The 11,419-nt window shown below is 65.0% G+C and carries 12 protein-coding genes; 5 read left to right on the forward strand and 7 right to left on the reverse strand.

The window, feature by feature from the left end; genetic code table 11:
- From HBJ55_RS21040 to lnt, 4 genes are all read left to right on the forward strand, one after another.
- On the forward strand, positions 1-828 hold an 828-nt coding region (locus tag HBJ55_RS21040; protein ID WP_167119860.1), incomplete at its 5' end, for a PhoH family protein.
- Positions 825-1,346, forward strand: coding sequence for an rRNA maturation RNase YbeY (gene ybeY / locus HBJ55_RS21045; protein WP_167119863.1), 522 nt, complete (start codon positions 825-827; stop codon positions 1,344-1,346). The genes HBJ55_RS21040 and ybeY, both read left to right, overlap by 4 nt.
- On the forward strand, positions 1,343-2,218 hold the full coding sequence (locus tag HBJ55_RS21050) for a CorC family transporter (RefSeq protein WP_167119866.1): 876 nt from the start codon (positions 1,343-1,345) through the stop codon (positions 2,216-2,218). The genes ybeY and HBJ55_RS21050 overlap by 4 nt, the downstream gene beginning before the upstream one ends.
- 29 nt (positions 2,219-2,247) lie before the next feature.
- Complete coding sequence (gene lnt / locus HBJ55_RS21055; RefSeq protein ID WP_167119868.1) at positions 2,248-3,723, forward strand: apolipoprotein N-acyltransferase; 1,476 nt, start codon at positions 2,248-2,250, stop codon at positions 3,721-3,723.
- Positions 3,724-3,807: 84 nt separating this feature from the next.
- On the opposite strand, the gene phaC is transcribed toward lnt, so the two are convergent.
- From phaC to prmB, 5 genes are all read right to left on the reverse strand, one after another.
- Positions 3,808-5,646 carry a class I poly(R)-hydroxyalkanoic acid synthase gene (phaC, locus tag HBJ55_RS21060; RefSeq protein WP_167119870.1) on the reverse strand — a complete coding sequence of 613 codons (1,839 nt, stop codon included), beginning with the start codon at positions 5,644-5,646 and terminating at the stop codon, positions 3,808-3,810.
- Positions 5,647-5,814: 168 nt separating this feature from the next.
- On the reverse strand, positions 5,815-6,270 hold the full coding sequence (locus HBJ55_RS21065; RefSeq protein ID WP_167119873.1) for a phasin family protein: 456 nt from the start codon (positions 6,268-6,270) through the stop codon (positions 5,815-5,817).
- A gap of 215 nt (positions 6,271-6,485) precedes the next feature.
- Positions 6,486-6,869, reverse strand: a complete 384-nt coding sequence (locus HBJ55_RS21070; RefSeq protein WP_167119879.1) for a DUF6489 family protein — start codon at positions 6,867-6,869, stop codon at positions 6,486-6,488.
- A gap of 70 nt (positions 6,870-6,939) precedes the next feature.
- Positions 6,940-8,025 carry a chorismate synthase gene (gene aroC / locus HBJ55_RS21075; RefSeq protein ID WP_167119882.1) on the reverse strand — a complete coding sequence of 362 codons (1,086 nt, stop codon included), beginning with the start codon at positions 8,023-8,025 and terminating at the stop codon, positions 6,940-6,942.
- A 31-nt stretch (positions 8,026-8,056) separates the two neighbouring features.
- A complete protein-coding gene (gene prmB / locus HBJ55_RS21080; protein ID WP_167119885.1) occupies positions 8,057-9,010 on the reverse strand; it encodes a 50S ribosomal protein L3 N(5)-glutamine methyltransferase in 954 nt (317 codons plus the stop codon).
- 116 nt (positions 9,011-9,126) lie between these two features.
- Here prmB and HBJ55_RS21085 point away from each other — a divergent pair, with 116 nt between their 5' ends.
- On the forward strand, positions 9,127-9,705 hold the full coding sequence (locus tag HBJ55_RS21085) for a Smr/MutS family protein (protein WP_167119888.1): 579 nt from the start codon (positions 9,127-9,129) through the stop codon (positions 9,703-9,705).
- On the opposite strand, the gene HBJ55_RS21090 is transcribed toward HBJ55_RS21085, so the two are convergent.
- Together HBJ55_RS21090 and HBJ55_RS21095 are read right to left on the reverse strand one after the other, a co-directional pair.
- Positions 9,702-10,766 carry a patatin-like phospholipase family protein gene (locus tag HBJ55_RS21090; protein ID WP_167119891.1) on the reverse strand — a complete coding sequence of 355 codons (1,065 nt, stop codon included), beginning with the start codon at positions 10,764-10,766 and terminating at the stop codon, positions 9,702-9,704. The two genes, HBJ55_RS21085 and HBJ55_RS21090, sit on opposite strands and share 4 nt — an antisense overlap.
- A gap of 14 nt (positions 10,767-10,780) precedes the next feature.
- The coding region (locus HBJ55_RS21095; RefSeq protein WP_167119893.1) for an alpha/beta fold hydrolase at positions 10,781-11,419 on the reverse strand (639 nt) is incomplete at its 5' end.

Here is an 11,419-nt window from a genome sequence, read left to right on the forward strand (position 1 = left end):
GATACCGTGCACCTGTTCCTGCAGGAATCGGGGCGCGAGGCGCTCGACGAGGAGGAGGGCCCCGCCGACGACGAGGTGCTGCTGCGCACACCCAAGGTCCTGATCAAGCCGCGGGGCCAGAATCAGCAGAGCTACGTCGCAAGCATCCGTCAGCACGACATCAATTTCGGCATTGGCCCAGCCGGCACCGGCAAGACCTACCTGGCCGTGGCTGCGGCCGTGGAAGCGCTCAATCAGCAGGAGGTGCGCCGTATCCTGCTGGTACGCCCGGCCGTGGAGGCCGGCGAGAAACTCGGTTTCCTGCCCGGCGATCTGGCGCAGAAGATCGATCCTTACCTGCGCCCGCTCTACGATGCCCTCTATGAAATGCTCGGCTTCGAGCAGGTGGGCAAGCTGATCGAACGCCAGGTCATCGAGATCGCACCGCTGGCCTACATGCGCGGGCGCACTCTCAACAACGCCTTCATCATTCTCGACGAGAGCCAGAACACCACCCGCGAGCAGATGAAGATGTTCCTGACCCGTATCGGTTTCGGCTCCACCGCGGTGATCACCGGCGACGTGACCCAGGTCGACCTGCCGCGCGGCCAGAGCTCGGGGCTGATTCAGGTGCTGGAAGTGCTCAAGGGTGCCGCCGGCATCGGGGTCACCCACTTCGCCGCCAAGGACGTGGTGCGTCATCCGCTGGTACAGCGCATCATCGAAGCCTACGAAAGCTTCGAGGCCGAGCAGGAAGTGCAGGAGCGCGCCCGCCGCGAAGCACGCGAACGCGAGCGGGAGGCGCTGCGCCAGGAGCGCGAGCGCAACCGGGAAGATGGCAGAAGATGAATCGTCCGTCGCCGATCGTCGACCTCCAACTTGCCACCGCAGGCGAGGAGCTGCCGCCTCGGGCCGAACTGGAGGCTTGGGTCAACGCCGTGCTGGTGCGTTTCCCGCAGGAAGCGCGACATGAGGTTACCGTGCGTATCGTCGACGCCGAGGAGGGCCAGGCGTTGAATCGCGATTATCGCGGCCGCGACAAGCCCACCAACGTGCTCTCTTTTCCCTTCGACGGTCCTCCCGGTGTCACCCTGCCCCTGCTTGGCGACCTGGTGCTGTGCCATCCGGTGGTGGTCCGCGAAGCCCACGAGCAGGACAAGCGCCTCGTGGATCACTACGCCCACCTTGTGATACACGGTATGCTGCATCTGCTCGGTCACGATCACCTCGAGGAGGCCGAAGCGGAGACGATGGAGGGGCTGGAGCGGGAGATCCTGGCGGACTTTGCCATCACCGACCCCTACGCGCCGCTCCCGGGCAGCGACGAACAACAAGACGACAGCAAGGACGAGAGACACAATCGATGAGTGACGACCGAACGACCGGCCAGGGCGGAAGGTCCTGGCTCGACAAGCTGCTCGGTGCCCTCTCGGGTGACAGCGATGGTCCCAGCTCGCGGGAAGAACTGATGGAGTTCCTGCGCGAGGCGGCCACCCGGCTCAAGCTGGACCAGGACGCCATGATGATCATCGAGGGCGCAATGCAGATCAGCGACCAGCAGGTACGCGAAGTGCTGATCCCGCGCTCCCAGGTGGCCGCCATTGCGGTGGATCAGCCCGCCGAGGAGTACCTGGCCCTGATCAACGAGACCGGCCATTCGCGATACCCGGTCATCGGCGAGAACCTCGACGAGGTCAAGGGTCTATTGCTGGTCAAGGACCTGCTGAAATTGCTCAACAGCCCTGAAGAGGAGCGCGAACGTTTCCGCCTCGAGGACGTGCTGCGCCCCGCCATGTTCGTGCCGGAGTCCAAGCGCCTCAACAGCCTGCTCAAGGAGTTCCGCGACACTCACAATCACATGGCGGTAGTGGTCGACGAGTATGGCGGCACCGCTGGGATCGTGACCATCGAGGACATCCTCGAGCAGATCGTCGGCGATATCGAGGACGAACACGATACCGAAGAAGAGGATGATATCCGCGAACTGGGCGACGGCCGCTACGCCATCCGCGCACTGACGCCCATCGAGGACTTCAACGAGCGCTTCGGTACGCGCTTCTCCGATGACGAATTCGATACCGTGGGCGGTTTGGTAATGCAGCGTTTCGGCCACCTCCCCGGCCGCGGCGAGCATGCCGAGCTGGGCGGCTGGCGCTTTACCGTACTCAATGCGGATAACCGCCGCATTCGCCTGCTCGAAGCCGTGCTGCAGGACGAATCGCCATTGCCCCAGGACTGACCAGGGCCGTCTCAGGAAAACGACACACCATGACCCACTCTCGTCTGCCGCCGGCACTCGGCTACCTGGCCGCGCTCGTCGCCGGGGTACTGACCACCCTGACCGCCTCGCCTTATGAACTCTGGTGGCTGGGCCCGCTTGCGGCGGGCCTCGTCTACTGGGCGATCCAGCCGCTGCGCCCGCGCCAGGCGGCGATGCTGGGCTGGTGTTACGGCATCGGTCTGTTCGGCTCCGGCGCCTCCTGGGTCTATGTCTCGATCCACGACTACGGCTATACCGGCGTACCTCTGGCGCTGTTCCTGACCAGCCTGTTCGTCTGCTCCATGGCGTTGTTCACCGCCGCGACGCTGTGGCTCTACCGTCTGCTGTGCGGCCCACGCCTGGCCTTCCTCACCTTCGCCGGCGTCTGGGTGCTGGGCGAGTGGCTACGTACCTGGCTGTTCACCGGCTTCCCCTGGCTGCTGCTCGGCAATGCCCACGTCGACTCTCCCCTGGCCCCTTGGGCCCCCATCGGCGGGGTCTACCTGCTGTCGCTGATCACTGCCCTCTCAGGCACCCTGGGAGCGGAGTTCCTGCGCCGTCGTTGGTGGGCAGCCGTGCCCATCGCGGCACTCTGGCTCGCGCCGCTGGCCCTGCCCGTGCAGTGGACCGAGCCCGCCGGCGAGCCGATGCGGGTGGCGCTGCTGCAGGGCAACCTGGATCAGTTGATCAAATGGACGCCGGAAGGCCAGCGCACCGCCGCCAATACCTACCTGGAGATGACTCGCGAGCATGCCGACGAGGCGGATCTCATTGTCTGGCCCGAGGCGGCACTGCCGATGTTCGAGGACGAGGCCGAACCGCTGCTGGCAAGGGCTCAGGCCCACCTGGTACCGGGCAGTGCCCTGCTCACTGGCATTCTCCAGCGCGAAGGGCGCGGGCTCTACTACAACAGCGTGATCGGCGTAGGCAACGCCGAGGGCGAGTATCGCAAGGAGCATCTCGTGCCCTTCGGTGAGTACCTGCCGCTGGAGCGCTGGCTGCGCGGTACCATCGCCTTCTTCGACCTACCCATGCCGGCCATGACGCCGGGCCCTGCCGGCCAGCCACCGATCCACGCCGCCAGCACCAGAATCGGCAATGCCATCTGCTACGAGATCATCTATGCCGACCTGGTGGCCGAGCGCGCCCGGAATGCCGAGCTGCTGCTGACGGTGTCCAACGATACCTGGTTTGGCGAGTCGATCGGCCCGCTGCAGCACCTGCAGATGGCGCGCCTGCGTGCGCTGGAAAACGGCCGCTACGTGGTTCGCGCCACCAACAACGGTGTCACCGCGGTGATCGACCACCAGGGCCACACGGTCGCCAGGGCCCCCCAGTTCGAGACCGTGACGCTGCTCGCCGAGGCCGTGCCCATGCAGGGATTGACACCCTTCACCCGCACCGGCAGTTGGCCGATCTGGCTGCTGAGTGTGCTGCTGGTCCTGCCTGGGCTGCAGCTGCCACGACGTCAACGCGGGCTCTGACTTATCGCTCCTGACAGCCATCATGTACGACCCAACGCAACGAGGCCCGCTGATGCGGGCCTCGCTGCGTTGGGCAGTTACGGGTCAATCGGTCTCGGCCGGCGCTTCACCCAGCACCTCGGGAATGGTCATGCGCACGTAGCGCCCGGGCGCCTCCTCCAGCAGCTTGAGTTCGCCTTCCCCCGGCTGGCGGGCGGGAACTCGCTTGTCGCTGTCGGCATAGCCGCCTTCGCTCATCCACTGTTGCCAGTGCGGCCACCAAGAGCCCTCGTGAAACTCGGCCCCCTCCAGCCACGCGTCGTGGTCGTCCGGCAATGCCTCGTTGGTCCAGTAGCCGTACTTGTTGCGCTGTGGCGGGTTGACGATGCCGGCGATGTGGCCGGAACCGCCCAGCACGAAGGTCACCGGCCCCTTGGGCAGCAGCGCACCGTAGTAGGTGCTGTTCCACTTGGCGATGTGGTCCTCGCGGGTGGAGACGAAATAGCTCGGCGTGGAGATCTTGCGCAGATCTATCTTGACCCCATCCAGCTCGATGCCGCCCGGCTCCACCAGGCGATTCTCCAGATACATGTGACGCAGGTACCAGCCATGGGTACCGGCCGGCAGGTTGGTGCCGTCGGTGTTCCAGTAGAGCAAATCGAACGCCGCAGGATTCTCGCCCTTCAGATAGTTGTTGACGTAGAAGGACCAGAACAGATCGTTCTCGCGCAGCAGGTTGAAGGTGTAGGCCATGGAACGACCATCCAGGTAACCATCCTGCTCCATCCTGGCCTCGATGCCCTGCAGGATCGGCTCGCTGAGCAGTACGCCGAGTTCGCCGGGATCGCGGAAATCCTGCAGCGTGGCCATGTAGGTGACCGACTTCACCTTGCGACCACGACGGGTGCTGGTGAGATACGCCACGGTGGAGGCCGCCAGCGTACCGCCGATGCAGTAGCTGACCAGGTTGACCGACTTCTCGCCGCAGGCCTGCTCGATGGCTTCCATCGAGGCGATCGGTCCCATCTGCATGTAGTCGGCCCAGGTCAGGTCACGCTGCTCGGGTCCAGGGTTGCGCCAGGAGATCAGGAAGACGGTGTGTCCCTGGTCCACCAGCCACTTGACGAAGGAGTTGTCCTGGCGCAGGTCGAGAATGTAGTACTTGTTGATCCAGGGCGGCACGATCAGCAACGGGGTCTTGTACACCGTGTCGGTGGTCGGCGTGTACTGGATCAGTTGGATCAGCTCGTTCTCGTAGACCACATAGCCGGGCGTGACGGCAATGTTGCGCCCTATCTCGAAGGCCTCACGGTCGGTCATCGCCACGTTGAGGCCGTCGGCCGAGTTGGCCAGATCGCGACGCAGCTGGGCAAGCCCCTCGACCAGATTCTGTCCCTTGGTTTCCAGCGTACGGCGCATCACCTCGGGGTTGGTGGTGAGGAAATTGGTCGGTGCCATGGCATTGACCAACTGGCGGGCATAGAACGCCAGGTTGCGCTTCTGCCGCTCGGGCAGGCCATCAAGCTGCTCGATCAGCTCCTCGACCGCACCGGAGAACAGCAGGTACTGCTGCATGATGGCGCGATAGTAAGGTTCCTGCTGCCAGGCTTCGTCCTTGAAGCGACGATCGCCCTTGAGCGGCGACACCAGTGGCTCGCCCAGGTTGCCGGTCAGTGCCTGCAGGCCCTGCTGCCACAGCTGGTACTGGTCCTGGACGAGGCGGGCCTGGGTCTGCCACAGCAGCTGCGGATTGCGCATCAGCGATTCGGCCCCGGCCTGGAAGGCTTCGCGCATATCGGCCTGGATGGAATCAGCGGCCGCATCGGGCGCCATGCGCTCGAGCAGATCCTGCAACAGGGCCTGGTAATGCTGGCCCATTTCCTGTAGCTGTTCGTTCCACTCTTCCAGTTCGACCTGGGAGGAAACCGCATCCCCTGACTGCATCGCCCTCTCCTGTACTTGAACCTGTTGTTCGTTCTATGCAGTACACCGAACGAAGGGAAAAGCATGTCCTCGCTCGACGATACCCAGACACAGCCTGGTCGACAACCGCATGGCGACCGCAAGCCACGTTGGCCGAGGTCGCCCGCACCCGGGCGGGCGACCTCGGCATCAGCTCTTGCGCGAAGCCTGGCTGCTGGCCTTGGCCGGGGCATCGGACTTGCTCGATGCGGCCGGCTTGGCACTCGCCTCGTTCTGCTGGGCCTGCTGGGCCTGCTTGGACTGGTCGCTCAGTTCCTGACTGACCTCACCGAACAGCTGCTCCAGCTCGGAGCGGAACTGTTGGCTCATCTCACCGAGGGCCTGGGCGTCTTCCATCATCTGACGCGAAAGTTCGCTCATCATTTCGGCCTGCTGGGCGCCGAAGCTCTGCAGGTCCTGCGCATCACGGATCTCGGAGGCGCTGCGCATGCGCTCGGTACCCATCTGGCTGTAGCGCTTCATCGCCTCGAGCTGATACTCGGTCATCTTCTCCATGTTGCCGAGCATCAGCGAGTTCAGCTTGCGCATGGGTTCGAAGAAACGCCGCGTCTGCTGGTTGAATTCATCGAGCATCTTGTCCTGCATGGTGGTTGACCTCCTGTGGACCGGAAACATGCGGGGGCAGCGCCAGCGCCACTGTCATCGACTTATCTGGCGTCTTTCCCTGCGCCTTGTCAGTGCAAGCTGCACACATGCGCGGGCATGACATTCATGCTGCACCGCACAAAGCGTAGCTTGGCAATGCCTTCGCTGCAATACCCTTGCACTTCAGCAGAGCTCAACCCGGCCCTCCTGGCGAATCACTCCGAGCGTCGAGAACGAGAGCGCGCACTGGCGGTGCTGGCCTTGCCCGCGGGCTTCGAAGAGGCTTCCGCCTCCTTGGCCTCGGTGGGTTCATGCCTCTTGCCCATCGAACTGCCGGCCTGACGCAGCATGTCGAGCATCATTTGCTGATAGGTACCGAAGCTTGCCAGTCCCTGCGAGAGTCCCTGGCTCATGTCCTGGGGCATCCCTTGTTGCAGGAAGGGCTTCATCAGGCTCATGGGGTCGTAGCCCTCGACCCCGGATTCCATCTGCTTGTAGATCCGGTTCAGCAGCTCCTGCTGGAAAGCCTCGACATCGGGCAGGCCCAGGGCACGACGGAACTCCTCGGGCGTCAGGTCGAACTCGACGTTTATCTTCATGGTGTATCCCTGCTTCAGTGTGCTTTCAGTGTAGCAACTCGGCGCCGGACTCAACCCAATACCATCAGGCTCAGCGCAGCACTGGCGTCTCCACTCGCACGCCGGCATTCTGCGCCCGGTGGCGCAACAGGTGATCCATCAGCGTCAGCGCCATCATTGCCTCGGCGATCGGCGTGGCACGAATGCCTACGCAGGGGTCGTGGCGCCCCTTGGTCACGACCTCGACCGGGTTGCCGTGAGCGTCGATGCTGCGCCCCGGAATGGTGATGCTGGAGGTAGGCTTGAGTGCCAGGTGGGCGATCAGCGGCTGCCCCGAGGAGATACCGCCGAGCACGCCGCCGGCGTGATTGGAGAGAAAACCCTCTGGCGTCATCTCGTCGCGATGCTCGCTGCCGCGGCTGGCTACCGCCGCGAAGCCGTCGCCGATCTCCACGCCCTTGACCGCGTTGATACTCATCAGGCCGTGAGCCAGCTCGGCATCCAACCGATCGAACACCGGCTCCCCCAGCCCCGGCGGTAACCCTTCGGCTACCACGGTGATCTTCGCGCCCACCGAATCCTGGTCGCGACGCAACTGGTCCATGAACGCCTCGAGTTCGGCCACACGCTCGGGATCGGGACAGAAGAAGGGGTTGTCGTCGACCGCCTCCCACTGTTTGAAGGTGATTTCGAGCGGACCGAGCTGACTCATGTAACCGCGCACCGTGACGCCCTGGCTGGCCAGGTATTTCTTGGCGATGGCACCGGCGGCCACGCGCATGGCGGTTTCCCGGGCACTCGAGCGGCCACCGCCGCGGTAGTCGCGAATACCGTACTTGTGATGGTAGGTGTAGTCGGCGTGAGCGGGGCGGAACTGATCCTTGATGTTGGAGTAATCCTTGGAGCGCTGGTCGGTATTCTCGATGACAAGACCGATGGAGGTGCCGGTGGTCACGCCCTCGAACACACCGGAAAGGATGCGCACCTGATCGGGCTCGCGACGCTGGGTGGTGTGCCGCGAGGTACCGGGGCGGCGGCGATCGAGGTCGCGCTGGAGGTCCTCCTCGCTGAGCGGTAGCCCCGGCGGGCAGCCGTCAACGATGGCACCCAGCGCCGGACCATGGCTCTCGCCGAAGGTGGTGACGGTGAACAACTTGCCGAAGGTATTGCCGGACATGGACGTGCCTCCCGATATCTTGTGTGCTGGATCAGGCAAAGGACGCCGCATGGGCGTCGAGTTCCTCGGCGGTGAGGACGAACACACCCTGGCCGCCGCGCTCGAAGTCGAGCCACAGGAAGGGGACCTCGGGGAAGGCCGCCTCCAGGTGGTGATCGGAGTTGCCGACCTCGACGATCAGTACGCCGCGATCGGTCAGGTAGTGCCGCGCCTCGCGCAGTATGCGCCGCACGATGTCGAGACCGTCGGCACCGGCACCCAGAGCAAGCGTTGGCTCGTGGCGGTACTCTGCGGGCATGGTGGCGAGATCCCGGGCGTCCACGTAGGGCGGGTTGGAGACGATCAGGTCGTAGCGCTGACCGGCCAGGCCCTCGAACAGGTCGGAGAGTACGGCACGCACCCGCACGCCTACGTCGTGGCGCTGGATGTTCTGCTTGGCAACGGCCAGGGCGTCGGCGCTGACGTCGGATAGATCCACTCGGCAAGTGGGCAGGTAGAGTGCGGTGGCGATGCCGATGCAGCCCGAGCCGGTACACAGATCGAGCACTCGGGAAGGCGGCTCCTCGGGAAACCAGGCGGCAAAGCCGGTTTCGATCAACTCGGCTGTGGGTGAGCGCGGGATCAGCACGCGTTCGTCGACATCGAACGGAAAACCGGCGAAGAATGCCTCGCCCAGCAAATAGGGCAGCGGCCGGCGCGAGGTGATGCGTTCGCGCACCAGGGCCACGATGCGCGCGCGCTCCATGGGCAGCAATCGCGCCTCTAGCACCGCCGGGTCGACGTTCCATGGCAGATGCAGCGCGCCCAGCGTGAGGGCCACGGCTTCGTCCCAGGGGGAGTCGGTGCCGTGGCCATGGAACAGCCCGGCCAGATGGAATTCACTGGCCGCCCAGCGCAGGTAGTCACGCAGCGTGACGAGGTCACGACACAGCGCCTCGTCGTCCAGTGACAGGGTGGAGCGAGAAACGGGAGAGGAATTGGCCACGAAAGGTCCTGCAGGTCGTTGGGGATCGTTGGCTCGATTGTACCCGCGGCGGCAAGCGGTTCACAGCCACGCTCAGGCCGCTATACTGGCCGCTCGACGACACCACACGAGCCCTCATGAGCCAACGCCGCCCACCCGATGACGATAACGACGACACCAACGCCTTTCGCCAGGCCCTGCGCGAGGCCGGCGTGCGCCGCATTGCCGTCAACCGCGCCGACCCGGGGCGCCCCAGGCGCCGGGATCCGGCAGTGGCGGAGCGGCGTGCCGCTGCGGTAGCGACAGATGCCCATGACACGACCAGCCGCACCAGCGACGGTCGCGTGGAGCCGGTGCGCCCCTCCGAGTTCCTCGACTTCGCCCTGCCCGACCTGCCCTACCGTACCCGCAGCCAGCTCAAGCGCGGCCAGATCGAGTGGGAAGCAGGTCTCGACCTGCACGGCTACAGCCTCGACGAGGCGCGCCTGGAGCTCGAGAGCTTCCTCAAGGAGGCGGCCGGTAGCCGCATGCGCTGCGTGCTGGTGGTGCACGGCAAGGCCTGGGGCAGCACCGCGGACTATCCGGTGATCAAGAGCCACGTCAACGCCTGGCTGCGGGAGTGGCCGGCGGTGCTGGCCTTCTGCTCGGCCAAGGAGAGCGACGGCGGGACCGGCGCAATCTACGTGCTGTTGCGGCGCCGTGGCCAATCCGTCTAGCCGCCCTCCGACTCATGATCGGCCGGCATCTGCGGCGGCTCGACGATGATGCCACCCGCGCCGCCGTGTCCCGATTGCGAGCGCCCTTCATAACGGTCCAGTGCCTCCATGGCCAGATGACGCCCGAGGCGAATCAGCGCCTCGGCTCGGTGGAATTCGAAGGCCCCGCATACTGTCTTGGGTACTTCAATCAATACATCGGGGGGATAGCCGGCAATCTTGTACTTGGCCAACGAGGCCTGGGTGATGTCGAATGAGGCCAGGATCATGTCCAGTCGGCCCCACGCCCGCCTGCCGCTGGCCGCTCGCCCTGCCTTGCCGCTCGCCTCGCCCGCTTCGCCCTCGGGTCCGCCGAATCCCTCGAATAGCCAACGGGTCGCACCGCGCACGTCCATCCAACTGCGAGCCACGACTTCCTCCTTGGCTTTTTCCTGCTCTTCCTCCTGCTCCTCGGTAGGCAGCAGGTCGTCCAGCGATACCGGGCGGGCGCTGTGAGCGGTCACGTTGACCGCCAGCATCATGTCGGCATGCGCCGAGACGGTCGGCGTGATCGGCAGGGGGTTGAGCAAGCCACCGTCGACCAGGGTGCTGTCTCCGATGTGTACCGGGGTGATGACGCCCGGTATGGCAATGGATGCGCGTATTGCGCGCAGCAGCGGCCCCGACTGAAACCATACCTCGCGCTGGCGCACCAGGTCGGTGGCTACGGTCGTGAAGGGAATCGGCAGGTCCTCGATCTGGATATCGCCGACCAGCTCCTCGAGCTTGCTCATTACCTTGCTGGCACGCATCGCGCCCATCGGGCTCCAGGTGACGTCGACCAGTTTCAGTACGTCGAAGTAGTCGAGTTGGCAGACCCAATCGTGATAGGCCTCCAACTGCCCCGCGGCATAGACACCGGCAATGACCGCGCCCATCGAGCAGCCGGAAATGGCGACGATCTCGTACCCCCGCGCCTCCAGCACCTCTATCACGCCGATGTGAGCATAGCCGCGTGCCCCGCCACTGCCCAGGGTCAACGCCACGCGCTTGCCCAACTCTACCGCTTGCCTGCTGCTCATCGTGCCCTCCAACGTCACGCCCTGCCCGATTGCTCCAGCCACCCCACGATGGCGGTTGCCACGCCGGACACCCTGTCGGGCTCCAGGTGCAGATGATGACCGCCTGGCAACACCTGGCGCGTCAACTGCGTCAACGCCGCCCGTGCCGCTCTGGCCGCATCGCGCTCACCCAGGATGCCCGCCTCTCCCTCGATCAACAATGCCGGCGCCTGGATCGCGCCGAGCAGGGCCAGTGCCTGCTCCGGACATAAGCGTACTGGCGAGGGCCACAGCAGCCGACCATCGGTGCGCAACCGCACATGGCCATCGGCTTCTCGCTGCAGGTTGCGCTCGACCAGCGGGGTGGCGGTATCGGCGTCGATCGGCGTCACGCCACCGGCAACGCGCGCCGCCACGGCAGTCCTGCTATCAGGATAGCGCGGTGGCACCGAACGCAAGCGTCGAGCCGCGCGCAGGCCCTTGCGCAGTTGTGCGGCGCTCTCTTCGACCGGCGTCGTCACGGCTCCCAGGCCATCAATCAGAACCAACCGCTCGATACGCTCCGGCAACGCCGCCGCACACAAGCAGGCCACGCCCGCGCCCATGGAGTGAGCCAGCAGCGACACCCGCTCCAGGCCCAGTTCATCGGCTGCGTCCAACAGGTCGTGGCAATA

Origin of the sequence: Billgrantia bachuensis, assembly GCF_011742165.1 — a bacterium.
Taxonomy (GTDB): Bacteria; Pseudomonadota; Gammaproteobacteria; order Pseudomonadales; family Halomonadaceae; genus Halomonas; species Halomonas bachuensis.

What these genes read in the sequence shown, in the direction of transcription:
- HBJ55_RS21070 (WP_167119879.1), bottom strand. Translation starts at nt 6,869, where the DNA reads ATGAAGATAAACGTCGAGTTCGACCTGACGCCCGAGGAGTTCCGTCGT.
- aroC (WP_167119882.1), bottom strand. Translation starts at nt 8,025, where the DNA reads ATGTCCGGCAATACCTTCGGCAAGTTGTTCACCGTCACCACCTTCGGC.
- HBJ55_RS21090 (WP_167119891.1), bottom strand. Translation starts at nt 10,766, where the DNA reads ATGAGCAGCAGGCAAGCGGTAGAGTTGGGCAAGCGCGTGGCGTTGACC.
- HBJ55_RS21065 (WP_167119873.1), bottom strand. Translation starts at nt 6,270, where the DNA reads ATGCAGGACAAGATGCTCGATGAATTCAACCAGCAGACGCGGCGTTTC.
- HBJ55_RS21050 (WP_167119866.1), top strand. Translation starts at nt 1,343, where the DNA reads ATGAGTGACGACCGAACGACCGGCCAGGGCGGAAGGTCCTGGCTCGAC.
- lnt (WP_167119868.1), top strand. Translation starts at nt 2,248, where the DNA reads ATGACCCACTCTCGTCTGCCGCCGGCACTCGGCTACCTGGCCGCGCTC.
- HBJ55_RS21085 (WP_167119888.1), top strand. Translation starts at nt 9,127, where the DNA reads ATGAGCCAACGCCGCCCACCCGATGACGATAACGACGACACCAACGCC.
- phaC (WP_167119870.1), bottom strand. Translation starts at nt 5,646, where the DNA reads ATGCAGTCAGGGGATGCGGTTTCCTCCCAGGTCGAACTGGAAGAGTGG.
- ybeY (WP_167119863.1), top strand. Translation starts at nt 825, where the DNA reads ATGAATCGTCCGTCGCCGATCGTCGACCTCCAACTTGCCACCGCAGGC.